The sequence below is a fragment of the Paenibacillus sp. RC334 genome (assembly GCF_030034735.1).
Classification (GTDB): Bacteria; Bacillota; Bacilli; order Paenibacillales; family Paenibacillaceae; genus Paenibacillus; species Paenibacillus terrae_A.
Window position 1 is genome coordinate 3,843,130 of record NZ_CP125370.1, and the last position, 24,244, is coordinate 3,867,373.

Genomic DNA, 24,244 nt, shown 5'->3' on the forward strand with positions numbered 1-24,244 from the left:
TCTTCAATCCAGACCGCCGAATTGGCATAAAGAGAACCTTTAGACGGTCTCCATTTCATTATACGTTCCCATTCCCTTGCTTTTCCAGTCGAATAGCGGAAAAAGCATATTAAATCGTATAACAAGCTATTATTACCTGTATATAACACAGTTATTCGCCAAATACTCAGCAACGGCTCAGGTACGGATTTAGTGGTTTGTAATAAAATCGGGTAGCGTGCAGGTGACCGTCAGCCGATTGGGCATACCCTGGAATCACGCCCGCTTCCACAAATCCGTTAGATTCGTATAGCTTATTGGAAGGATCGCCCACCCTCGTATCCAGCACCATCAGCGTTCTGCCCTGACGCAGCGCCTCCTCTTCCGCAGCCTGCATCAGTTGACGCGCAATCCCAAGCCTGCGCCCAGACGGATGCACCATGAGCTTCGCAATTTCCGCACGGTGAGTTGCGTTGGCCTTTGTAGCCAAATGGAGCTGCACAGTTCCCACAGGCACACCGTCCTTCTCCGCAATCCACAGGACTACACTATCCTGAAGGACACTCTTCCAATAAGCTACTGCTTCCTGATAAGCCATTGGCGGTAAAAATCCAATAGAAGCACCGTCCGCCACCACATCGATCAACAGCCGGGTCAGTGTATCTGTCAGTGCATCGTTCAGAGCTTGAACGGGATAGACTGCTATTTCATTAGACATGGTGATTCCTCCCCGGTGATGTTGATAATAATAAAGAAAGCAAACCATCCTTTAAGGATCGCTTACTTTCCATGGTGTTACTTTAATTTCTGTATGTCTAGCTTTATTTCATCTTATTGCTCTGCCATATAAAAGAGCTCCCACAGGTGCCCATCTATATCCTGAAAGCTCCATCCGTACATAAAGCCGTGATCCTGAGGTTCGTTTGAAGGCTTGCCGCCCGCTGCCAGAGCCTTGTGGACAATTTCGTCCACCTTTTCTCGACTCTCCACCGATAAGGCAACAATCGCTTCTGTTGTTTTCGTTGCATCCGAAATTTCTTTTGTAGTGAATGCTTTAAAACGCTCTTCAACCAGCAACATAACAAATATTTGCTCACTGACAATCATACAGGTTGCATGCTCATCGGTGAACTGCGCGTTAAATTCAAATCCGATTGCTGTGAAAAAATCAATGGACTGTTGCAGATTTTTTACTGGTAAATTCACAAAAATTTGTTTGGCTGTTACTGCCATGACATTTCACCTCTTCATCAGTTATAAAATCAAATTTTCATGCTGCTTCTCCAACAAAAGATAACTTAACTACCGCAGAAAGTCAATCAATCTGACATTTCAATCATTATACTACTGTTCCCAATTCAACTTATCCAGAGTTCGAGATAATACAGCCGCTGCTTCTGCCCTCGTCACCGATGCAGCTGGAGCAAAACGTCCCTTCTCGTCTCCCTTCATAATACCTAAGCCGGACAGCGTGTTGACAGCCGGAGCTGCCCATGTAGAAATGGCTTGTGCATCCGATAATGACGCTGAGGCACTTCCTGCCGCTGTATCTTCCGCAGTCCCGGCGAAGCGCAGGGCTCGCTCTACAATCACAGCCAGCTCCTCCCTCGATACCGGAGCATCAGGTCTGAAGCTGCCGTCTGCATAGCCATTGATCAGTCCAGCAGCGGCTGCGGTACGCACCGAATCCGCATACCACAATTCCGATTGTACATCGTCAAAGCCCTTCACCATGCGATCTGAATGCTCCAGTCCAAGCATACGAACCAGCAGCGTAGCCAGCTCCGAGCGTTGTACCTGACCATTCGGCTTAAAGCGTACGTTCGATAAACCCATCTCACCAGTCTCATGAGCGGTGGACGCTGACTGATTTGCCCCTGCCACAATCAGACGAGTTGCCAAGCGTGAAATGTCCTGCTGCGCCCAATGACCGGAAATATCGCTAAACGATCCGCTTGCATTAGCTTCTCCGCCATCCAGCACGACATAGGTTCCACCCGAACGTCCATACACAGTCAGTTCCTCGCCAGAAGCGGTAAACGGAACCGGATGATAGGACAACTGTCCGGCTTGGTTGGTGGATACCTTCACTACAGCAAGTTGGCTCATATCTACCGTTGCGGGAACACGTAGCAGATAACGTTCATACCCTTTACCGGAATTATCGCTACCTGCCAACGGCTGCTTGCGTCCATCTTCGCTTCGTAACTCCGCCACAACATCCACAGCCTGCACCAGCTTGCGCCCTGCCGGAATATCTGTGCGATTAGTCAATCCTTCGTTCAGCGTAACCGTAAAGCTCAGGGAAATCTGTTGTATAGGCACCTGCCAGGTGTCAGCCAGCTTTTGAACAGACAAACGACCTGTTGCTACTTCATATCCTCCCTGTGGCGTTTCTACTCGCAGGGTGTGAATACGGTCATTCAAAACAGCACCCAAAGCATCTCCGTTTAGATTCACTTCGAATAGCTTAGCATCCGCCTGCTCCCCTGCACGGACTACGAGCGTACCGTTCGCCCCGTTCCGAATCGCATTTAGTATGTCAGCGGCTGGTACCTGTGCGACTGCTCTTTTCAGTCCGTTTTGCTCTGTTACTATGGACTTGGCTTGCACCACATTAACGCCTGACGAACCGTTACCATTCTGCCCGCTATTCGCAGTCTCACCCTGTCCGTTATTCGTCGTTCCACTCGCGTTACCACTACTATGGTTCCCGGTGTTGTTGCTGCCATTGCTCTCCTGCTGATCATCGTCATCATCTTTATTCCGACCACTCTCGCCATCTGTTGGCGGTTCCACTGTTTGGCGTGGCAAGCCAATTTGAGCAACCAATGGATCATGATCACTTACCCGCCCGTCCGCCGCGCTAAAATCCGCATTGATATGAACAATATCCAGCACGGATGATTCACTTATGGACGGACTGACCAACAAATGATCCAGTGTTTGCGAATTCCCCTCATAAATATACGAATACCGCTCCTTCTCATCCAGCTTATCTACCAGATTCGTCAATTCCTGTCCCCGGACCAAAGCGAGCGTTTCGGAAAATTGAAAATCATTTAAATCTCCCAATACGACGATATTCGCCTGATGGTTTTGAGCCAGTACCGACTTCACAAAACCATTCACAATCGTTGCAATCTTCGCCCGCTGTATTTCGCTGCTTCGTACGGGTGGCTGAATCCCTCCGAATGGCGCCAGATCGCCCCCTTTGGAATTAAAATGGTTCGCGATCACGATCACCTGCTGACCGTCAAACTCAAATTCAGCAGCCAACGGCTTTCGTGAGTATTCAAATGCCTCATTCAGCGGATCAATACGACCGGGATTGAGTGAAAGCCCCTGCTCTCCATAGGTCACAGATGTAACCGAATCTCCCTTCGGCTTGTCCATCAGCGTGACACGTTGCGGATTGTAGAGGAAGCCGACCCGGATATTGCCGCCAGGAGCGCCGCCATCCTTATTATTTTCAGGTGCTATATCTGTAAAAGCATACTCCGGTCCTCCATGAGCACGAATCGCCTCAATCAGCACCCGAAAGCTTTCCGAAGCATCTGTGGTGCCGTCATCCTTCTCACCGTTATTGTCCTGAACCTCTAACAGTCCTACAATATCCGGGTGGTTCAAATTCACGGCGATGGCCTGTCCGAGCTGATCAATCCGTTTTCCATCACCGGGATCGAAATTTTCCACGTTAAAGGAAGCGACCGTCAGCTTACGATCATCCTGTACCAGACGTGTGTTGGCTGGCTGGAGACCCCCTGACACAATATCCGGCAGACGCTCCGGCAACAGCTTGAAATTGCTAAAGCTATAGCTCACAATTCCCGTGATGGGACCCGCAAAACGATCCCCTGTTTTCAACGGAACCGAAGGTTTGGCGTCGATCAAAATCCGCTGCGGATTCAGACTTTCTTCGGTCAGCATCAAGCCGCCTGCTTCGGTCAATACCTCGCCTGTGTTCGCCCCGTTATCAATCCTGACCGGGATTTCATAACCATAAGGGCCGATGACTCGTGCATCCTTCAACTCTACGCGCATAGCCTCCAGACTTTCGAAAAAGTCCAATCCATCCTCCTGCGGATCAAACACCGTCATTCCGTCATTATCCACAACAGATGTCGGCATCACACGCCCCTCTTTTCCAAGCAAAATCGGAGATGGCAGTGGACGGTCCTTGGCGATCACCGAAACCGAAGAAGCTACAATTTCCGTGGTCGTCAGGTCAACTGGCTTGCTAGCATAGGTTCTTTCCGTATATTCCTTCACAGAGCCGCTTACCCATACCTCATCCCCAACCTGCACACCGCTGCCAGGCTTGTACACTAAAATGGCCTCGGATGTTTTTTCATCCTGATCCACCTTATCGTCCGCCTCCTGCATAAAGAAGCTGCTTCCCTTCACCATCGTCACTATTCCTTCAACATCCGTTACCTTTTTCCCCTCATAAGGTGAACGATGGGCTGCTCCCTGTATATCATGGATACGGAGCTTATCCGGCACATAGACATCTACGTATACACTTGTCCCAACAGACGTGGGTGATGATTGCACCTCCGTTTCTACGATAGGCGCTGGTTCTGCTGAAGCTTTTCCATCGGACAGTAACCCCAGCCCTCCACCCGACAGCACCAGTGCCACACTGAGCCATGCGACCCCAAACCTTTTTAATTTCCTGGGTAACGTTACTGCTATGTATTCTTGTTTCATTAAAAGACGCGCTCCTCCCAATTTTAGCTATGATCACGCTTACAATATATATTCCATGTTTAAACATACCATAAAATAGTCAAACCAGTACCTGAATTATGTAAAATGAATGGCTCCTGCCGTAGCATAATCTGATCAAATTATTGTAAACTTGTTCTAATACAGAAAAAGGTGGCACATACGCTATGGAGCACTTGCTTAACGATCAGGTTAAAAACATTCAAATCAGCGGCATCCGCAAGATTGCCAATAAAGTTGCCGCATTGCCCGGAACCCTATCCTTAACGATTGGGCAGCCGGATTTCCCTACCCCTCCGCATATTATGGAAGCCGCCCACCAGGCGATTAACGAAGGACGCACCTCCTATACGCCAAATCCGGGACTGCCCGAACTGCGAGAAGCGGCAGCAGCGTTTGTAGCCCATAAATACGGACTGAATTACCGTGGACAGGATGAGGTTATCGTAACGAACGGAGCCAGCGAAGCGCTGGACATTACCCTGCGCACCATTTTGTCACCCGGTGACGAGGTCATTTTGCCTGTGCCCATCTACCCCGGATACGAGCCATTGATCCGCTTGTCAGGTGGGGTGCCAGTGCTGGCTGACACCCGCAATAGCGGTTTTAAGCTAACTGCTGAGGTGCTGGAGCCTTATTTGACCGAACGGACGAAAGCCGTCATCCTCGGATATCCTTCGAACCCAACCGGACGAGTGATGAGCCGCGAAGAGCTGGAAGCCGTCGCAGATTTGCTGAGAGACCGTGATCTGTTTATCATTTCAGATGAGATATACAGCGAACTGATTTACGATGCGTCACACGTGTCTATTGCTGCCCTTCCAGGCATGCGGGAACGCACCATCGTCATCAACGGCCTGTCCAAATCGCACTCCATGACGGGCTGGCGGATTGGTTTTACGCTTGCACCCGCTGCAATTACACAGCATATGGTTAAGGTTCATCAGTACAATGTGACCTGCGCCAGCTCGATCAGCCAATATGCTGCACTGGAAGCCTTGACCGTCGGTGTCGACGATGCACTTCCGATGCGCAAGGAATACCGCAAGCGCCGTGACTATGTTCATGGAAGGCTAATCGACATGGGCATTCCACTTGAAAAGCCCGAGGGAGCCTTTTATCTATTCCCTTCCATCGTCCATTTTGGCTTAAGCTCGATGGATTTCACCCTGAAGCTGCTGGAAGAACATGGGGTGGCTGTCGTGCCCGGAGATGCCTTTTCCTCCTATGGCGAAGGATACATTCGGTTGTCCTATGCTTACGGACAGAATGTGTTGGAACAGGGATTGGATAAAATAGAAATGTTTGTTAAAGGAATTGTGAGGAGTTAAGGTGGGGGAGGCGCTTCGCGGTCCATTTGATCTTCCGATCGCTGTTGCAGGGGGATTCTTTGGATTGTGTAAGACATTTAGAGGTAAGAATCCCCCTGCAAAGGCGAACGCTGCCGCTTCTCCAGATTCAAATGGCCCGCTTCGCTACTACCCGCCTTAAAGTCACCAAATTCCTTTAAGCATGTGGGGCGTAGGCGAAAAGAACAATACTCACCGCTTTGCGCGGTGAGTAAACATAAAACAGGCTCTTGAATCACCTGTACGGGTGATTCAAGAGCCTGTTTTATTCTCCTGCTACTCCCACATCGGCGTGTGGATTCATGGGTACGTACCTTTAAGCACGGCGCAGCGGAGGGGGCGGAATGGTGCTGGACAAGCGAAGCGGTCGCCTTTAAATTCCGATTTTAACCTTTATACTTCAAATCAAAAAAATCGGAATTTAACAGCGATGGGAAGCACCATCCGCTCCCGCAGCGGCCTCTAAAGCTCAAAACCTGAATCCACGCGCCGCCGCTCTCTTATTTTAAATGCATTTTGAATTGCAGGAACAATTCATTGTAATGAGCCAGCATCCGCTTGCCCAGGTTGTCGTAGACCTCCAGCTTATCCGTAATTTCAGATGGTGGATAGAAGCGCTCGTCACCGGATATATCCTCTGGCAACAGCTTCTTTCCATCCTCGTTAGGTGTGGAATAGCCTACAAATTCGGCATTTTGGGCGGCTACATCAGGCTGCATCATGAAATTGATGAACTTATGGGCCGCGTCCACATGGGTGGCGGTTTTCGGAATAACCATGTTATCAAACCACAGGTTGGAGCCTTCATCCGGCACGATGTAATCCAGCTTGTCGTTCTCATCCATGATTTCGGACGCATCGCCGGACCACACAACCCCGGCAGCAGCTTCCTCGTTTGCCAGCAGCATTTTAATCTCGTCACCGACAACGGCCTTGACATTGGGCGCTAATTTCTCCAGTTTCGCTAAAGCCTGCTGCAAATGCGCCTCATTCGTATCGTTCAAGGAATAGTGGAGGCTGTTCAGCGACATACCCACGACTTCCCTCGCACCATCGACCAGCAGGAGGTTGTTACGCAGCTTTGGATTCCACAGACCATCCCAGCTATGAAAATCAATGCCCTTCGTTAGCTCCGGGTTAAACACAATCCCAACCGTACCCCAAAAATACGGCACAGAGTATTGGTTTTTCGGGTCAAACGAAAGGTTCAGAAAATGAGCATCCACATGCTTCAAATTCGGCAGCTTGCTGTGATCCAGCGGGAGCAACAGGTGCTCCTGCTTCATTTTAGCCAGAGCATACTCCGAAGGAACCGCTACATCAAACGATGTTCCTCCCTGCTCAATTTTCGTCAGCATCGCCTCATTGGAGTCGAACGTCTGATAAATGACGGTAATCCCCGTCTCCTTCTGGAACCTTGCCAGCAGCTCAGGGTCGATATAGTCTCCCCAGTTGTATACCGTCAGCGTATTGCCACCGGAATAGCCTTGACTGGAATTGAGCCATGCCGCCACCCCCATCAGACCGAACGAAATGATAAAAATCGACAGAAACACGCGCACAAGCGACTTCATCTAGGTACCCCCATTTCCGCCGCAGGCTCCTTTTTCCCATTCCGATTCGCCTTGCGCATAATAAAGTAGTACCCCACCACCAACAGCACGGTAAACAGGAAAATGAGCGTGGACAGCGCATTGATAGACAGGGAAACCCCTTGGCGGGCACGCGAGTAAATTTCCACTGATAAGGTCGAATAGCCGCTGCCTGTCACAAAAAAGGTCACCGCAAAATCGTCCAGTGAGTAGGTTAGCGCCATAAAGAAGCCCGCGTAAATCCCCGGCTTGATAAAAGGTAAAATGACCTTGGTTAGCACATCCATCCGGCTGGCACCCAAATCCCGGGCCGCATCCACCAGCGATGGACTCATTTCCTGAAGCCGCGGCAAAATCATAATGACCGCAATCGGCACACTAAATGCAATATGGGACAGCAACACCGAGTAAAAGCCCAGCTTGATCCCCACCATCGTGAATAAAATGAGGAAGGATGCGCCAATAATGACGTCCGGGTTCACGATCAGCACATTGTTGAGCGACAGCAGCGTATTTTTGACCCGACGGTTCTGCATCTGGTGAATAGCCAGCGCTCCCATGATGCCAATAATCGTAGCCAGCGCAGACGATAGCAACGCAATGACCAAGGTGTTAATGACAATAATGATCAAACGGGTGTCTGCAAACACCTCTTTGTAGTATTGGAGCGTAAACCCTTCAAATTGATGCATCGTCCCGCCACTATTGAACGAATAATACATCAAGTACAAAATAGGTGCATACAGCACAAGAAAAACGAGCACCAAATAAATATTCCCGAATCGGTTCTTATTTGCCATGCCGCACCCTCCGTTTCGTTCCTGAGGTAATCAGCATAATGATTGCCATCGCCAAAATCAGGAACACCGCAACCGTAGAGCCCATACCCCAATCCTGTGTGACCAGAAAATGCTGTTCAATCGCCGTCCCCAATGTAATGACACGGTTGCCCGCAATCAGACGGGTAATCATAAACAGCGACAGCGCCGGGATGAATACCGCCATACACCCGGATCGCACACCAGATAGCGTTAATGGGAAAATAACCCGTCGAAACGCCGTCCACTTGGAAGCGCCCAAATCACGCGCGGCGTCCAGCAGTGAAGGATTCAACCCTTCCAGCGCATTATAGATGGGCAAAATCATAAACGGCACAAAAATATAAACCGATACAAACACAAAGCTGGAGCTGGTAAACAATAATTGCTGACCACCCAATCCGACCAAGCCCAACACAGCATTCACCGGACCATAAGTACCAAAAATCCCGATAAAAGCATATGTTTTAAGCAATAGGTTAATCCACGTCGGCAAAATAATGAGCAACAGCCACAGTTGCTTATGCTTGGTTCGGGTCAGCAAATACGCCGCCGGATAAGCCACTAACAGCGAGAATACCGTAATCAGCAGCGCATACCAAAACGAGCTCAGTGTCATGTTCAAATAGACAGGGGTCAAAAATTGGGCATAGTTGCTGAACGTGAAATGGCCGTCCACATCAAATAACGAATAGTAAAACACAAGCACAACCGGAGCTGCGACGAACAGCACAATCCATAAATAGTAAGGCAGCAGGTACGCTGCTCTCGTATTACCGGACATGCTGCTCCACCTCTTCATAGGCCTCCAGACGCCGATCAAATTCTTCCTCTGTTTCCCCGAACCGCATCACGTGGATCGCTTCCGGGTCAAAATGGAGGCCGATTTCACTGCCCAGCTCCGCCTTTTTGGTAGAATGCACCAGCCACTCCTGACCGGAATCATCATAGCAGCTAATTTCATAGTGAACACCACGGAACAACTGGGTATCCACCTTTACTCGCAGTTTGCCCTCTGTAACGGTTGTAATCTCCAAATCCTCTGGTCGAATCACAATTTCAATCGGTTCATTCGGGCGTAATCCTCCATCGACACATTCAAACTGCCGACCATTAAACTCCACTTGATAATCCGCAATCATGCGTCCTGGCACAATATTGGATTCCCCGATAAAATCAGCAACAAACCGATTGATCGGCTCATCATAAATATCATTCGGTGTACCGCTCTGCTCGATCTTTCCTTTATTCATAACAAAAATTTCGTCCGACATGGCCAGCGCTTCTTCCTGATCATGCGTTACGAAAATAAAGGTGATTCCAAGTCGCTGCTGCATTTCACGCAAAATATACTGCATTTCTGTCCGCAGCTTCAAATCCAGTGCAGACAGCGGCTCATCCAGCAACAGAACGTCCGGCTCATTGACGATGGCTCGTGCAATGGCGACACGCTGGCGTTGCCCTCCGGACATTTCAGAAATTTCCCGTTCGTCGTAGCCCTCCAGATTGACAAAGGACAGTGCCTGTGCAACCTTCTCCTGAATGGTCTTTTTGTTCATCTTTTTGATTCGCAGACCGAAAGCCACATTTTCGAACACATTCAGATGTGGAAATAATGCATAGTCCTGAAAAACCGTATTGACCTGCCGTTCATTGGCTGGAACACGATTAATCAGCTTGTCATTCAAATAAATCAAGCCTTCCGTCGGCTCTGCAAAACCCGCAATCATACGCAAAATCGTTGTTTTGCCACAGCCGGAGGGCCCCAGCAGCGTATAGAATTTGCCACGTTCAATCTCAAAGCTGACATCAGCCAGCACCGGTGGATCGTTGTCATATTGCTTGGTCACCCGTTCGAATCGGATGATGGTTTGCTCTCCCATAACACCCTCCCTCAACATTCGACTTCATTCCATTTCATTCACTTCATTAAACCTATTTATTCAGAGCCTATCATTGAACCTTGAGATTTCCATGTAAAATAGTCTGTCAATACACGAATCGCCACCCCAATGGCTTCCTCTGCAGGCTCCAGCTTGGCATGATGCAGACCATAAGGCGTATCAACGCCAAGCCAGAACATCAGACCCGGAATCCGCTCCAAAAAATATCCAAAATCCTCTCCGGTCATCGCTTCCGCGCATTCAATGAGCTGTACATCCTGCCGTTCACGGACCCAGTTCATAAATTCCTCTGTCACCTTGGCTTCATTGAACACTTGCAAGTAATTTGAGCCATAATGAATTTCTGCATGGCATTCAAACCCAGCTTCAACACCGCGCACCAGCGCTTCAATCCGTGATTTAACCAGTGTCATCGTATCGGCTGACAACGTTCGGATCGTACCCTCCAGACGGGCTGTTTCCGCAATAATGTTCTGCTTCGTACCGCCGCTGACCTTGCCAATCGTAATGACTGCTGAATCCAGCGGGTTCACATTACGTGCTACAACTGTTTGCAATTGTCCAACCAACTGACAGGCCGCCACCACCATATCATTAGCCTTGTGCGGATATGCCGCATGTCCGCCCGTACCCTTCAAGTCGATGAAAAGCTCCGACGTATTGGCAAATAGGATGCCCGGGCGAGTCGCAATCGTGCCAACAGGATATTCGGGTGCAACATGCAGCGCGACAATTTCATCTGGTAGCCAGTCTGCCAATTCTGCGCTGTCGCGCATCGGCAACGCTCCGCCCGGTCCTTCCTCGGCAGGCTGAAACAATACAACCAGGTCATCCTTGATCGGGTGGTTTGCAAAGTGAGAAACAATACCCAATCCAATCGTCATATGTAAATCATGACCGCAAGCATGCATGTAGCCGGGATGGGTCGAACGGAAATCATAGCCCGTCTCTTCCACAATTGGCAAACCATCCATATCGCAGCGATATCCATATCGACGTGCAGGAGCCGTTCCATGAATCAACACCAGTACGCCAGTACGCCATGTACGAATGTCCAAATGCTCCTGAGGGAGCGTTGCCAAATAATTCAGCAGATACTGCTGCGTTTTAAATTCCTCAAAGCCAGGCTCGGGGATTTGATGCAAATCCCTTCGTATTTGAACAAAAGAACGATAATCGACCGTGCTCATTCCGCTAGTCTGCCTCCTTTATCTAACTCATCAGGCTTATCAGACAAAAGAACAAAAGGACAAAAGCCCGGCGCAGCCGCCGAGCCTTGTCCGTTGTGCTTCGTCCCTAAATTGTGCTGTCAATGTTTCATTCCACTGACAAGGAATCGTTCACCTTTTGTGCATTTAAAACTCTTTTTTCAGTCTTACAGAACGCGCAGGTCCTTCAAGATTTCAGTTTTTGATTTGGTCTTATCGTCGACCTGTTTGATCACGCGTGCAGGTGTACCTGCAACTACGGAATATTCAGGTACATCTTCGGTTACGACTGCTCCAGCTGCAACGACTGCACCTTTACCAATTCGCACACCTTCCAATACGACCGCGTTCGCACCGATCAATACATCATCTTCTACCACAACAGGCTGTGCAGATGGAGGTTCAATAACACCTGCAAGGACTACGCCTGCACCGATGTGACACATATTACCTATTTTAACACGGCCGCCCAGTACAGCATTCATATCAATCATTGTGCCTTCACCAATGGTGACACCGATGTTAATGACTGCACCCATCATAATGACTGCGTTATTACCGATACCAACCATATCGCGAATATACGCGCCTGGCTCGATGCGGGCATTGATGCCTTTCAGATCGAGCATAGGCACTGCGGAATTGCGGCGGTCGTTTTCCACCACATAGTCTTCTTCATTAGCGTTAACACTGTCCAGAACAGGCTTGATGTCGGCCCAATCGCCAAATACAACGCCGCTGTCTCCGGAAATAAAAGCTTGAACATTCTCACCGAATGATGCGGAAGCCAAAGCCCCTTTTACATATACTTTAACAGGTGTTTTTTTCTTACTGTTTTTAATCACGTTGATGACTTCTTGTGTGTTCATTTCGATGGACATAGTAAATCTAACAACTCCTTTATCGCTTCATACGACTTCGCAAGCCGGAATGATCTTATTCTCTCATCCTTTATAGCACAAAAGTGCAGGTCTCGCAATTACAGATTAGACCCTTATAGCTCTAACCTAGCACCAAAAATAACAATTTCCAGCAACATGACTGCCTTAAATTCATGATTCATCCCGACATCAAAGCAGGGTTATTTATTAGCTTGTAGGCTCTCCAACGATGTATAAATGAAGGATTCGAAGCCTTCGGCAGGCTCGCCCTGAGGAATGTTTACCTTCACGATGAAGCCGCCTGTTTTATTTTCTACAACAATATATTGGCGTGTGACCTTCGAACCGTTCGCTTGCAGGAAAAGACGGCTGCTGGTCAGCGTTTGAGGAACTTTGGCTTTATCTATTTTCACCGCTTTACCGACGGAAGCCAGATCCTTTTCGCCTTCCTTTTGAAGCTCGTCCAGATTAAAATCGGAAGGCAGCTTCGTAATTTCAGCGTAATAGTTATCATCTACAGCCAAGGCTACGCGGTTTTGATCAGGAAACAGGGACATGGGGTCAAACACATACAGTGAATATCCCTCTCCTTTTGCCAGTGTAGCTGTCTGCTTTTCCTTTTTCCCTTCAAGGCTAAGCTCAAAAGCTTGCGTTTTCGAGCGTTCACCGCCTACTGCCTGACTGGAGCTGCCGTTTTGTGTGCCGCCTGTTGCAGCTTCTGTTTTTTGTATTTTCGTCAAAATCAGTTGCTTGGCAACCGCGTCGCCTTCCACTGCTTTTTCGTTGTATTCAAATGCGACTGAATCGCCTTCCTCAAGTCCGGCTACCACCGTGTCCAGCCCGTCACCCAACTGGAAAGATTGGGCTTCGCCATTGGTTTCAATTTCAACCGTGTGCGGGTCAGCGGCTCCGTTGTATACGCCTGTCCCCTTTTTGGCCTCCGGCTCGGCGATCGGCTCCGGTTTCACTTGTGGCTGTTGCGTTTGCGGTTGGTCTGCCCCTTGAGGTGCGGTATTATTGGTTTGCGGTTTCGTTCCACAGGCTGACAGAGCCAGCACTGCCACTACAGTTAACAGTATGATTGAAAATGTGTTGCGTTTTTTCATAAAATCCACCTCCACTATGATAGACGAGTTTGTGCGGCAAAAGTTCTACGCAGCTCCATACTTAAAATCCTTCTTCCTGCATCGCTTTTTATATTCCACGCGGATGTCAGGTACGGTATAATGGGCTGTATTAACCTAATTTTAGAGATACCGATGGAAGGAATCGTACACGTATTATTCCTCCTCCGTACTGGATGGAGCTGTCACATGAATCAAGCGCACAAACCGTCATTTTCCTTTGAATTACTGTACATCGTAGGTATTATCGCTATTTCGTTCTCCTCGATCTTCGTAAGATGGTCTGAAGCCGAGGTGTCCGTCATCGCTATGTACCGTTTGTACCTGACCAATCTCGTCATGCTGCCTCTAGTCTGGAAATACCGTACCGAGCTATTCAGCCTGAGCCGCAAGCAATGGATGCTGATCCTCTGGTCCGGTATTGCACTAGGGCTGCACTTCTTGCTCTGGATGGGCTCGCTGCGACTGACCACAGTTGCAAGCTCTACCGTTATTATGACACTGGAGCCGATCCTTGTCATGCTCGGTTCTTTTTTGTTTTTCCGTACAGGCACAAACCGCGCTATGCTCATCGGAATGGGCATGGCCTTTGTCGGCTCACTGGCAATCGGAGCCGGAGATTTTCATGCCTCGGGACAAGCCCTGCTCGGAGATGCACTGTCCTTCTTGGGTATGGTAGCCGTCTCTATCCATATGCTGATGGGCAAGCATTTGCGCGAGCATTTGAGCGCCTTTGTGTATAACTTTTGGGTATTCGCCATCGCTGCTACATCGCTTGCGCTGTATAATATGGTCAACGCCATTCCTTTTACCGGATATGCACCACGGGAATGGGGATTGTTCCTGTTGCTCGCCATAGTGCCCACACTGTTCGGCCATTACCTGTTTAACTGGCTGCTCAAATACATTAACGCCACCGCGGTGTCGATGGCAGTACTCGGCGAACCCGTTATTTCTTCCTTGCTAGCCTGGGTGTTGCTGGGAGAAAAACTTTCTGCCTTACAATTTGGCGCAGGCTTCTTCATCCTGTTCGGGGTATGGGTTTTTATCCGATACGGAACAGATTTCAAGAAGCAAGTCGTCCACCAAAGTGAATTGCCTGACAGTGAGCTTCCCCTTAAGACAGGTTCTTAACTTATTTACCCCATTTTCATGAACGGTACTCAATTGAATAATCTTAATGATAAAAAGGAAAGGCGGAATCCCTTATGAAATCCATTGTATCCAAACGCTGGCTGTTAGCTCGACTATATGAGCCAGATATCATCGTCGCAGACTGCCGTTCTCTGCTCGGACAAGCCGGAGCGGGACGGGCTCAATTTAATGAAGATCATATTCCAGGGGCTATCCACTTCGATCTGGAGGAAGACCTCACGGCTCCTCTGGGTGAGCATGGTGGACGTCATCCTTTGCCGTATGCTGACACACTTGCCGCGCGCCTGAGTCGCGCCGGAATCAACGCAGATTCACGCATCATTGCCTACGACGATCAAGGCGGCATGATGGCCTCCCGCTTCTGGTGGCTACTGCGCTATCTCGGTCACGAGCAGGTATATGTGCTGGATGAAAGCTACAGTGCTTGGAAGGAAGCGAAGTTCCCGGTCACGGCAGACCAGCCGATTCGCATTCCCTCGACCTTTGTAGCAAATGTACAGCCGCAAATGCTCGCAACCATGCAAGAGGTACAACGTGTGTCCGCAGGCTCGGTTACTGTTGGCTCCTATACATTGATCGACTCTAGAGAGCGGCCGCGCTACCTGGGACTGGAAGAGCCCATAGATCAAGCAGCAGGACATATCCCCGGTGCAGTGAATTTCTTTTGGAAAGAGGTATTGAACGAAAAGGGTATATTAAAAAATGTGGAACAACTGGAAAAGCACTTTGCCAGCCTTGACCGGAATGCAGAAATTATCGTGTATTGCGGTTCCGGCGTATCCGCCTGCCCGAATGTGCTGGCCTTGGGCGAGGCAGGATTTAGTAAGGTGCGGTTATATCCGGGAAGCTGGAGCGATTGGATTTCTTATGAGGAGAATCCGGTGGCGACTGGGGAAGAGTAAAAGCGGAAAGATGCATAGCAGTATGTAAAGTCTGAATACATCACCAAGCGATTTCCTAAGTTATATCTTTAGCAGGAGCGGTTGGATTTCTTACAGTGAGAATTCTATTGCGACTGGGGAAGAGTAGAAGGCTTAAGCAGATATACAGTATGTAATTTGGAGTACATCGCTCATGTGGCAATGTACTCTTTTGCGTTGTGCTCAGGAGTATCGAGGTCAACACGGAGTCAACGAATGGGGGTGAACGTACTTACAAAACGGTAATGTTGATTTTGGGAAGCTTTGTATTCTACATTCTGGCCCCCACCTTTTGAAAGTTGAAAGACACTGTGATTTTGCTCGTGGTCGGACGACCACCATCGTCATGCTGGAGCTGTATATTGTCCTACAGCACCTCACGTACATGCGATTCCACTTGATTCACAACCTCACGCGCGAGAAACAGCGAGAACATCCCTCGAGTGGTCCTAAAATCGGGAGAGTCGACAAGGGTCTAATTCACTTCTTGATTCCCGATCGATTATTTCACTTGCAGCCAGATGCGCAATCAGCGGCGCCAGCGTAATCGCAGAATGCATCACCGTCAGATAAAGTCCCTTTATGTGATCTTGGAAGCCCACGATCGGATAGCCGTCTTCAGGCATTGGTCTCATCCCGACCTTTATGCTTTCCAGTTCCAGTTGATTCCCGTCCTTCAGACTGCGACGCAACGTGTCGAACGCTCGCTTACCGACCGCCTCTGGTCCGTTTTCCTCCGACTCGTCGATATAATCTTCCGCAGCCAGCAGCGTATAATCCGTCAGTTGACGCGCTTCAAATTGCGCATTTGAGATTAATGTGCGTATCAGTTTATTCGCAGTTTTCATTTGAATCAGAATGGAAGGCGACGACGTTACCGGCACGGGACAACCTAACGGGTTGCAAAGTTCGGGTATGCCTGTACCTGCGGCCAATACCACGACATCCGACTCCAGAAAACCCTTGGATGTATGGACACCGACCAGGCGGGAATCTTCTTGCTGCAGCTGCGTAACGTTGGTACCGAACTGAACCTTTGCTCCGTACTCCTGCGCTTTGCTCAACAACAGCTCCGTTACCCCTATAGGGTCCACCGCACCTTCTTCGCTGGCAAACATCGCTTCATCCGGATATTCCTTCAGATTCGGCTCCAATGCCTCAAGCTGCTCCCGGTTTAATTTTTGAAAGTGGAGTTGCTCCCTTAGGGGCGGAGTGCCCCAAGTCAGCGCTCCATGCCAGTGAATTTTCAGTTCGGACAGCTCTTGCTGAAGCGTATGATATTCTTCCAAAGCTGCATCGTACAAATGCCAGTATTCGGGAGCCACCCGATGAGTCGTATGTATCCAGGCAAAAGATTTTTCCGTGACTTCACGCGCCGCGGCGGGGTGTCGTTCAATAACGGTTACATCTTGATTTCGTTTGGCCAGATGATAGGCCACAGACGCCCCGACAATCCCTGCGCCAATAATCACGATTTTTTGTTTATTCAATAATGACTCCTCCTTTGTCACCCTATTGTAACATAGGCGTCATGATAATCAGACGTTATAACATATGAGGGCAGTTGGAGCGACTGGGTCCAACGGACTTAGCCTCGCAGGATTGTTCACTGATTCAGCTTCTTCGCTTACAGCTTCTGATGAACCAAGGGCAAAGCCCACAGCGTAGATACATTGTTATCTGGAGTTCCTGTCTTCTTCGAAATACTTCCATAACTTTCTTATTTCATAATCCATTGTTTCATCCGATCTCTCATAGTGCCAGCAATCTCTTTGTCTCTCTTGTTAATCCATTTATGTAATGGGCCCTCAATAAATCCCTGTATTTCTTTTCGTGTTTTATCTAGACTGTCTATTAGTTCTTTATATGAAAATTGTATAGGGAAATAAACATTACTATCGAGTGTTTCTTGATCATCTGGCCAAACATATGCTTGATCACCGATATATGTAATACCTGGGGTAGGATCATGTCCCATCCATGGACTTTGTTTATTTGAAATAGAATAAATAACATTAGAAAAATCTTCTAACCCACAGCAACAGCTTGGTAATATATATTTACTCTCGTCTTCAAAGAAAGCGATCCCTCCTGAAATAGCAACTTCTTCTTGCTGCAGTAATTCATTGAAAGACAAACAAAATGATTGTTCTATATTGATATGATTGTAACCAAATAGAAGAATCAAAAATAATTCAACATCTTGCTCACTTGATTGAGGAGAAAGGGAGATAATTTCTTCTCGAGTAACTTCGTTCGTAATCCATTCAGGTTTATCATAATATGGATCAATTATTACTGGTCTAGTGTAAGGCACTGTTGATTCCCCTTACTTTTATTTATCTTGCAGGAATTTCAGTTAACGTTTCTGTATTCATGAACCCCTAAGGGGTTATCTGCTTGTAATCCCTCTTCGAGATCCATCTCGCTCCGAAGGAGACGTAGCTTGAATATTATATTAAATGAAGTTCTATTCTTCCCTGATTAACCTTCTAAACATCTGCCAGCTTCTTTAATGTAGGAGCTCAAAGTTCTCTAGATCAACATTAAATTTGCCCTTTATTAATATATCTAACCCTAGTAATCCGTTAATGTTATGATATCTAAATGAAGTAAAGTCTACTGGGGTATCCCTTAAGATATATTCTCCTACCTGTATCCCCTCTATCGTTTTGGTAAATGCATGTTCTTTACCTCCGATTCCATAACTGGTTATAATGTCATCTTCTAAGCCGACTCGAATTCCAATATCATCCACTTCATCCTGAGAAGTCAATGTATGACTTGCTCCTGTATCAATAACTACATTATTTATTACTTTCTTCTGTCCATTATAATGAATCGTTATTTCCGTAAATAATAATCCATCTTTATACTCAATTTTCATTTATAGATATCTCCTTAGACCAACATTCTTCCGAACTTTCACTATAACCCGATCCTTAGAAGTATGATAAATCAAGGTCTTCTCTTTGCTATTCAATAATTCTTTAGTTGCTTCTTCATCACTCACAGGGCCAATTACAGCAACATCATCTATGAATTCTTGACTATCTTTCTCTTCAGAATGAATAATTTCGAACTTCACAAATTGATTTGGAAAGATTTGTTGTACTTCCTGCCACTTCACGATTAATCCCTCCAAACGTTTTTAATTGTATTATATCATTTATTTGGCTAGTGGCTTTCAATAGAATTTCACTCAACGTTTCTGTATTCACGACGTCCAAGCGGCTTAAGGACCGCAGGTCTGGGTGGCTCTGCCACTTAGCCGGTTGAATGTGTCCTGTGGATCCACTTCCCTGAAATGCCTCTTCCGGACCAAGGGTCGAGTTTGTCTCGGCCCGCAGCGTTGGATGCAATGTTATATGATATCACAGCCTTCCTCGAATTCACCCACAATTCACTTCTTTATATATTCTTTGAGTATCTATTAATTCTTCATCGTTGAACTCCATTCTATATACATCTGGTTTTGAGGTTTTCATTAAGAACTCATACCCGTATTGATCATCGAAGTATCTCATCATTAATATCATGACCAACCCATGTGTTCCTATTGCTATCTTCTGCCCCTTATAGTTCTTTATTATTTCTTTTAATCTTGTTACAGATCGTCTTTGACAGTCATTTATGGACTCACCAAAAGGTTCCTTATAATAAGGGTCTTTAAACATCTTACTTACGAGTGAGTATACTTCTTTGTCTGGAATAATCGTTTCCTCTCTTGAAAATACAAGTTCTTTAAGATCTTCAAACACTAAAATCTCTTTATCACTTTGTTGTGCCAACTCTTCAATTGTTAGGATTGCTCGAATATATGGACTTGAAATAAATACACTAATTCCTTCATCCTTCAGCAGTTCGGTTATTCTATGGGAATCAAACTTTCCTTTTTTAGTTAATCCTCGAGTTCTTTCATTTCCTTCCGATTTGGATGATTCACTATGTCTAACAAAGTAAATATATGTTTTCATATTTGCCCCCAGGATAACATTCAATTGATATATTCATAGCTATGGTTTCACCTAACGCTGATAATGATACAAGATGGCAGTTTGCTCATTACTTATCAGCGTCTTTAATCCCACAGTCATTTAATGCGATTATAAAGTCAAGCCATGATCTCTTTTATATTACTTTGATCGCACTTTTATATAGGTTTGGATTTGAGAATATTCTGGCATCTCATTCCCTCATTTCATCATTGCGTGTATTTCAACTAACATCTAATCTATGTACTTCGTAAATACTGCACCTTCAAGTTAGTATCTGAACTACATATATGATAACTCACTCAGTTCCACTTGCGAAGAAAAAATTGGTGGAAAAGGAATATTAAGCAGAGTGCTCAAGCTTCCATATCCATGTGATCCAGCAGGCTCTGAATACGCTGGATATTTTTCGTGCTGGCATGCTTATAGCGCTGCGTTATAACTACTACTAAATTAAGCGTTGAGTTTTTACTCTCCCCCACCTCTACGTTACTAAAAAAGAAGTTACATGGCCTAGTCTCGGACTAGTTCAGTAACTCCCTTTTCAAACCCTATTTCAATAGGTAGATTTATTATTCTTTTACCGCCCCGACCACGATCCCGGTCACAAAATAACGTTGCAGAAACGGATACACGAGCAGGATCGGCAGTGCACTGATAAAGATTTGCGAGGCCCGAATGATTCGCTGGGACAGATTGGCGACGGCTTCCGGGTCGAGCTTGGACATGTCGGCCTGAACGATAATCGTCTGCATAAATGTCGCCAGCGGAAGCTTTTCTGAATCTCGAATATAGATGATCCCGTCAAAATAAGAGTTCCAATGTCCGACCATCATGAATAGGGAAACCGTGGCAATGACGGGTATGGAGACGGGCAAATATATTTTGATAAAAGTCTGCAAATGCCCCGCCCCATCAATAAAAGCGGCTTCCTCCAGATCCTTGGGTACGGTACGGAAGAAATTAAGCAGCAGAATAATGTTAAATACCGCAACCAATCCAGGCAGAATCAACGCCAGCAATGTATTCATCAGTCCAAGCTTCAGAATCAGAATGTAGCCCGGAATGAGACCACCGCTGAATAACATGGTGATGACAAAATACCAAAGGTAGATATTGCGTGCACGGAAGACTCGCGTCTCCTTGGAGAGCGCATACGCTGCAATCGTATTTACCACTAACGCAAGTCCCGTTCCAAGTACCGTCCGCTCCACAGACACCCACAAGGAGGAGAGGAAATTGGCATTATCAAACGTCTTAGCATAGGCTTCAAGCGTAAAGCCAATCGGCCAGAACGTAACCAGTCCGGCATTGGCAGGTGCGGATGCGCTAAGAGATACCATGAGCAAGTGATATAAAGGCAGCAAGCAGAGCAGCGAAAGGATGGTCAGGAACACATTATTGAATATGCTGAATACTCGATATGGAATCGTTTTATGGTACATCGACTCGTCATCCTTTCTAGAAAATTCTGTACCCCGCGAATCGGTAGGCCAGTCGGTATGAGATCACGATCAGGATTAAGCTAATAACCGATTTAAATAAATTCACGGCGGTAGCGAAGCTGAACTGCCCACTAAGCAGACCTTCCCTGTACACAAAGGTATCAATGATATCTGCTTGCTGATAGATTAATGGACTATATAAGTTAAAGATCTGATCGAAGTTTGCATTGAGCACATTGCCTAGTGCCAGGGTTGCGATCACGATCCCAATCGGAATAAGCGCCGGGATGGTAATATACATCGTCTGCTTACAGCGCCCCGCCCCATCCACTTCAGCCGCTTCATAGAGTGACGGATTAATACCGGACAGTGCCGCCAGGAAAATGATCGTGTTGAAGCCAAACTCCTTCCAGACATCACTTGCAATGATCGTAAAGCGGAACCAGTTGCCATCCCCCAGGAAGAAAATCGGCTTGATGCCGAATACAGAGGAAAGGAATTGATTGATGATCCCTGTCTGGGCCAGAATATCGATCAGAATGCCTGAAAGCGTAACCCAAGACAAAAAGTGCGGAAGATACACGAGTGTTTGAATGGTTCTTTTGAGCGCCATCTTCCTGACCTCATTCAACAATAAGGCGAAGATAAACGGAATAATCAGGTTCATTACAATTTTGGAGCAGGCAAAAAACAGCGTATTCCACGTAATTTGCAGGAAATAATCATTCTCCCACATGTGCCTGAAATGCTTCAGTCCGACCCATTCAGAATTGAAAAAACCCAGTGCAGGTTTATAGTCTTGAAATGCCATAAGAATCCCGGACATCGGAATATACGAAAAAATAAAAACCATAATGGCCGCCGGCAACACCATCAAGTGGAGAATCCATGGTTGTTTATAGACTTTCTTTTTTCTTCTATTCGGCTTGCTCCCAATGTTCACCTGCGGCACCCGGTTAGCCTCCATATTAGCCTCCATAGCGCTCTCCTGTTCCCAAAAGAAAGTTTTTGTGTGTAATGGGGATCTCTGCTATAAATAGTATCAGGCAATCCTCAGGTCTGACTATATAACATTGTTAGGCTGGATATGGTTTTGTTAGGAATATCGATTGAAGGAGACTTTTATGAATTTATGGAAGCGCTTTATATTATTCCAAGGAACGGCTCGATCCCGGTTTAGTCTGTTTGCCAAAATAAACTGCTTAATCGTGGTTTTGTTCATCCCCATTATTATCATGTATACCTACTCGAACAATGTCACCTACGATGTCGTAAGCAAAGAGCTGCAAATATCCAATACCAAACAGCTCACGTTTTTATCCAGTCAGATCGATTCCCGCATTAATCAGATGATGGATTTCAGTCTTATTCTCTCTAGAGATCCCAATGTCAGAGCATTCAATGGTTTGAACATGTGGGATGATCTTTATGACCAGATGCAGACCCGATATGTCATTCAGGAAAAGATGATGCTTCAATCCGGGGTCACAGATATATGGCCCACCCGATATGCTGTGTATTCACAGCAGAACCAAGATGTCATCGCCAACTACAACAGATCATCAGGGTATGATGAGAATTACCTAAAAAGAAATATGAGTGGCCAATGGACATATGGTGATCATGGTGCGGAATCTCAAGAGGAGCTTCAATCCTTTTACTGGTTCTTTACCGATTCCTTGGCCCAGCCGGGGATGTTGACGGGAAGCAACCTGGTGATTGAAGCCAGCTTCAGTTATGAGAACATTCAGAACATGCTGGACACGTACAAGAAAGGTGGACAAGGCGATCCCTTCTTTTATCACAAAGGGAATTCGCCCATTCTGAACCGCAGTGCAGACAAGCAGCTATCCGAAGAACTCATTCGTTATCTGGATACTCACTCCCCGGAGGACACTACACCGGATGTCGTGAAGCTGAATGGGAAGAACTATCTGGTCAGTTCTGTAAAGTCTTCATATTTGGATTGGCATTTAGTAGATGTGGTCCCACTCTATCAGATCCTGCAACCCATTTCACTCAGTCGGAACCTGTTCTATCTCTTTATGGTTCTGCTATTTGTTGTGGGCATTTCCGCTTCAATACTACTGTACAGAAACGTTCAATATCCGATCAAAAAGCTGATCCAGGGCTTACAGCGTGTGCAGCGGGGAGACTATTCCGTACGTCTGCATAGCAAGGATCAGAATGAGTTCTCATTTCTGTTTCATCGATTTAATGATATGTCTCATCAAATTCAAGATCTGATCGAGAATGTATTTCATGAAAAGATCAGAGCCCGGGAAGCCACGCTGAAGCAGCTGCAGGCGCAGATCAATCCCCATTTTCTGTATAACTGCCTTGGCTATATCATCAATATGGCCCAGATGAAGGATGAAGAAGCGGTCATCTCTATGGCTTATAACTTAAGTGCGTACTATCGCTATACCACCCGAGTGGAACGAGAAACGTCTTCTTTGAAGGAAGAAATCAAGCTGCTCGTCAACTATTTGGATATCCAAAAGCTGCGCAATGGGAGAATTGAATATCATATCGATATCCCTGAGCATATGCTTAGCCAGTCTGTTCCACGTTTAATGCTTCAACCGATTGTGGAAAATTCGGTCATTCACGGCGTAGCGAAGTCGTATTCATCTGGTGAAATCCGAATTAGCGGGGAAAGCTCGGACGGTTTCTGCAAAATTTACATTGATGACGACGGACCCGGCCTGAGCCCGGATCAGTTGGAAGCTCTGAATCGTAAAATGCAGCAGCCGCTGCAGGAGGAGATGGGCTGTGGTCTCTGGAATACGAACCAGCGGATCATGCACCTATTCGGCAATCAGTCATGCCTTATTTTCAAGCCGTCCCCGCTCGGCGGATTCCGAACAGAGATCATCTGGGAGATTCCAACAGAGGAAGAAAATCATAACGATATAAGTTGAACTAAACATTTACACGATAACGGAGAGGGCAGAACAAATCTGGAGAAGCAAAGCGTTCGCCTAAAAGCTTTCTGAAAGAAAGCTACATCGGAAGCATAGGCTTATCTCCGGATTTCCCCTTTTGTAAGGGATTCAAAAAATCTGGGGATAACAGCGATCGGAAGGTGGTTCTGACCGCGCAGTGGTCCCGTGTAAAATCATTCGTTCAACTTATATATA

Annotated in this window: 21 protein-coding genes; 4 read left to right on the forward strand and 17 right to left on the reverse strand. The window is 46.9% G+C overall.

What is annotated here, in order from left to right:
- Positions 1–166: 166 nt before the first annotated feature.
- The 3 genes from QMK20_RS17650 to QMK20_RS17660 form a co-directional block, all read right to left on the reverse strand.
- Positions 167–697, reverse strand: coding sequence for a GNAT family N-acetyltransferase (locus QMK20_RS17650; RefSeq protein ID WP_283652629.1), 531 nt, complete (start codon positions 695–697; stop codon positions 167–169).
- Positions 698–810: 113 nt separating this feature from the next.
- Complete coding sequence (locus QMK20_RS17655; RefSeq protein ID WP_283652630.1) at positions 811–1,212, reverse strand: VOC family protein; 402 nt, start codon at positions 1,210–1,212, stop codon at positions 811–813.
- A gap of 111 nt (positions 1,213–1,323) precedes the next feature.
- A complete protein-coding gene (locus QMK20_RS17660) occupies positions 1,324–4,692 on the reverse strand; it encodes an S-layer homology domain-containing protein (protein WP_283652631.1) in 3,369 nt (1,122 codons plus the stop codon).
- 185 nt (positions 4,693–4,877) lie between these two features.
- Here QMK20_RS17660 and QMK20_RS17665 point away from each other — a divergent pair, with 185 nt between their 5' ends.
- Complete coding sequence (locus QMK20_RS17665) at positions 4,878–6,041, forward strand: aminotransferase A (protein ID WP_283652632.1); 1,164 nt, start codon at positions 4,878–4,880, stop codon at positions 6,039–6,041.
- Between the two features lie 518 nt (positions 6,042–6,559).
- Here the strand turns inward: QMK20_RS17665 and QMK20_RS17670 are convergent.
- The 7 genes from QMK20_RS17670 to QMK20_RS17700 form a co-directional block, all read right to left on the reverse strand.
- Positions 6,560–7,633, reverse strand: a complete 1,074-nt coding sequence (locus QMK20_RS17670; RefSeq protein WP_283652633.1) for an ABC transporter substrate-binding protein — start codon at positions 7,631–7,633, stop codon at positions 6,560–6,562.
- Entirely contained in the window at positions 7,630–8,451 is an 822-nt protein-coding gene (locus QMK20_RS17675) for an ABC transporter permease (protein WP_025685655.1), read from the reverse strand. The genes QMK20_RS17670 and QMK20_RS17675 overlap by 4 nt, the downstream gene beginning before the upstream one ends.
- Positions 8,441–9,253 (reverse strand): ABC transporter permease, encoded by an 813-nt coding sequence (locus QMK20_RS17680; RefSeq protein ID WP_283652634.1) that lies wholly within the window; start codon positions 9,251–9,253, stop codon positions 8,441–8,443. The genes QMK20_RS17675 and QMK20_RS17680 overlap by 11 nt, the downstream gene beginning before the upstream one ends.
- Positions 9,243–10,352, reverse strand: a complete 1,110-nt coding sequence (locus QMK20_RS17685) for an ABC transporter ATP-binding protein (RefSeq protein ID WP_283652635.1) — start codon at positions 10,350–10,352, stop codon at positions 9,243–9,245. The genes QMK20_RS17680 and QMK20_RS17685 overlap by 11 nt, the downstream gene beginning before the upstream one ends.
- A gap of 56 nt (positions 10,353–10,408) precedes the next feature.
- Positions 10,409–11,563: an N-acetyldiaminopimelate deacetylase gene (locus QMK20_RS17690; RefSeq protein ID WP_283652636.1), complete on the reverse strand. Its 1,155-nt coding sequence runs from the start codon at positions 11,561–11,563 to the stop codon at positions 10,409–10,411.
- A gap of 185 nt (positions 11,564–11,748) precedes the next feature.
- Complete coding sequence (gene dapD, locus QMK20_RS17695) at positions 11,749–12,462, reverse strand: 2,3,4,5-tetrahydropyridine-2,6-dicarboxylate N-acetyltransferase (protein ID WP_283652637.1); 714 nt, start codon at positions 12,460–12,462, stop codon at positions 11,749–11,751.
- A 200-nt stretch (positions 12,463–12,662) separates the two neighbouring features.
- Positions 12,663–13,568, reverse strand: coding sequence for a hypothetical protein (locus tag QMK20_RS17700; RefSeq protein WP_283652638.1), 906 nt, complete (start codon positions 13,566–13,568; stop codon positions 12,663–12,665).
- A gap of 207 nt (positions 13,569–13,775) precedes the next feature.
- Here QMK20_RS17700 and QMK20_RS17705 point away from each other — a divergent pair, with 207 nt between their 5' ends.
- On the forward strand, positions 13,776–14,720 hold the full coding sequence (locus tag QMK20_RS17705) for a DMT family transporter (RefSeq protein WP_283652639.1): 945 nt from the start codon (positions 13,776–13,778) through the stop codon (positions 14,718–14,720).
- A gap of 74 nt (positions 14,721–14,794) precedes the next feature.
- Complete coding sequence (locus tag QMK20_RS17710; protein WP_283652640.1) at positions 14,795–15,643, forward strand: sulfurtransferase; 849 nt, start codon at positions 14,795–14,797, stop codon at positions 15,641–15,643.
- A gap of 467 nt (positions 15,644–16,110) precedes the next feature.
- Here QMK20_RS17710 and QMK20_RS17715 read toward each other — a convergent pair whose 3' ends face one another.
- The 7 genes from QMK20_RS17715 to QMK20_RS17745 all read right to left on the reverse strand — a co-directional run bounded on the left by QMK20_RS17715 (position 16,111) and on the right by QMK20_RS17745 (position 22,068).
- Positions 16,111–17,151, reverse strand: coding sequence for an NAD(P)/FAD-dependent oxidoreductase (locus tag QMK20_RS17715; protein ID WP_283652641.1), 1,041 nt, complete (start codon positions 17,149–17,151; stop codon positions 16,111–16,113).
- Between the two features lie 230 nt (positions 17,152–17,381).
- Positions 17,382–17,978, reverse strand: a complete 597-nt coding sequence (locus tag QMK20_RS17720; protein WP_283652642.1) for a YacL family protein — start codon at positions 17,976–17,978, stop codon at positions 17,382–17,384.
- A gap of 195 nt (positions 17,979–18,173) precedes the next feature.
- On the reverse strand, positions 18,174–18,548 hold the full coding sequence (locus QMK20_RS17725) for a retropepsin-like aspartic protease (RefSeq protein ID WP_283652643.1): 375 nt from the start codon (positions 18,546–18,548) through the stop codon (positions 18,174–18,176).
- Positions 18,549–18,791, reverse strand: coding sequence for a hypothetical protein (locus tag QMK20_RS17730; protein WP_044647366.1), 243 nt, complete (start codon positions 18,789–18,791; stop codon positions 18,549–18,551).
- A gap of 262 nt (positions 18,792–19,053) precedes the next feature.
- The gene (locus tag QMK20_RS17735) at positions 19,054–19,638 is read right to left on the reverse strand and encodes a histidine phosphatase family protein (protein WP_283652644.1); all 585 of its coding nucleotides are present in this window, start codon (positions 19,636–19,638) and stop codon (positions 19,054–19,056) included.
- 590 nt (positions 19,639–20,228) lie between these two features.
- Positions 20,229–21,101: a carbohydrate ABC transporter permease gene (locus QMK20_RS17740; RefSeq protein ID WP_283652645.1), complete on the reverse strand. Its 873-nt coding sequence runs from the start codon at positions 21,099–21,101 to the stop codon at positions 20,229–20,231.
- A 16-nt stretch (positions 21,102–21,117) separates the two neighbouring features.
- The gene (locus QMK20_RS17745) at positions 21,118–22,068 is read right to left on the reverse strand and encodes an ABC transporter permease (RefSeq protein WP_283656302.1); all 951 of its coding nucleotides are present in this window, start codon (positions 22,066–22,068) and stop codon (positions 21,118–21,120) included.
- Between the two features lie 157 nt (positions 22,069–22,225).
- Here QMK20_RS17745 and QMK20_RS17750 point away from each other — a divergent pair, with 157 nt between their 5' ends.
- Positions 22,226–24,025 (forward strand): cache domain-containing sensor histidine kinase, encoded by a 1,800-nt coding sequence (locus tag QMK20_RS17750; protein WP_283652646.1) that lies wholly within the window; start codon positions 22,226–22,228, stop codon positions 24,023–24,025.
- Positions 24,026–24,244 lie beyond the last annotated feature (219 nt).

Bases quoted from the DNA above. Each gene is read 5' to 3' on its own strand.
- QMK20_RS17740 (WP_283652645.1), bottom strand. From the start codon at position 21,101: ATGTACCATAAAACGATTCCATATCGAGTATTCAGCATATTCAATAAT.
- QMK20_RS17680 (WP_283652634.1), bottom strand. From the start codon at position 9,253: ATGTCCGGTAATACGAGAGCAGCGTACCTGCTGCCTTACTATTTATGG.
- QMK20_RS17745 (WP_283656302.1), bottom strand. From the start codon at position 22,068: ATGGAGGCTAACCGGGTGCCGCAGGTGAACATTGGGAGCAAGCCGAAT.
- QMK20_RS17735 (WP_283652644.1), bottom strand. From the start codon at position 19,638: ATGAAAACATATATTTACTTTGTTAGACATAGTGAATCATCCAAATCG.
- QMK20_RS17655 (WP_283652630.1), bottom strand. From the start codon at position 1,212: ATGGCAGTAACAGCCAAACAAATTTTTGTGAATTTACCAGTAAAAAAT.
- QMK20_RS17710 (WP_283652640.1), top strand. From the start codon at position 14,795: ATGAAATCCATTGTATCCAAACGCTGGCTGTTAGCTCGACTATATGAG.
- QMK20_RS17675 (WP_025685655.1), bottom strand. From the start codon at position 8,451: ATGGCAAATAAGAACCGATTCGGGAATATTTATTTGGTGCTCGTTTTT.
- QMK20_RS17670 (WP_283652633.1), bottom strand. From the start codon at position 7,633: ATGAAGTCGCTTGTGCGCGTGTTTCTGTCGATTTTTATCATTTCGTTC.
- QMK20_RS17750 (WP_283652646.1), top strand. From the start codon at position 22,226: ATGAATTTATGGAAGCGCTTTATATTATTCCAAGGAACGGCTCGATCC.
- QMK20_RS17725 (WP_283652643.1), bottom strand. From the start codon at position 18,548: ATGAAAATTGAGTATAAAGATGGATTATTATTTACGGAAATAACGATT.
- dapD (WP_283652637.1), bottom strand. From the start codon at position 12,462: ATGTCCATCGAAATGAACACACAAGAAGTCATCAACGTGATTAAAAAC.
- QMK20_RS17705 (WP_283652639.1), top strand. From the start codon at position 13,776: ATGAATCAAGCGCACAAACCGTCATTTTCCTTTGAATTACTGTACATC.
- QMK20_RS17665 (WP_283652632.1), top strand. From the start codon at position 4,878: ATGGAGCACTTGCTTAACGATCAGGTTAAAAACATTCAAATCAGCGGC.
- QMK20_RS17660 (WP_283652631.1), bottom strand. From the start codon at position 4,692: ATGAAACAAGAATACATAGCAGTAACGTTACCCAGGAAATTAAAAAGG.
- QMK20_RS17685 (WP_283652635.1), bottom strand. From the start codon at position 10,352: ATGGGAGAGCAAACCATCATCCGATTCGAACGGGTGACCAAGCAATAT.
- QMK20_RS17690 (WP_283652636.1), bottom strand. From the start codon at position 11,563: ATGAGCACGGTCGATTATCGTTCTTTTGTTCAAATACGAAGGGATTTG.
- QMK20_RS17700 (WP_283652638.1), bottom strand. From the start codon at position 13,568: ATGAAAAAACGCAACACATTTTCAATCATACTGTTAACTGTAGTGGCA.
- QMK20_RS17650 (WP_283652629.1), bottom strand. From the start codon at position 697: ATGTCTAATGAAATAGCAGTCTATCCCGTTCAAGCTCTGAACGATGCA.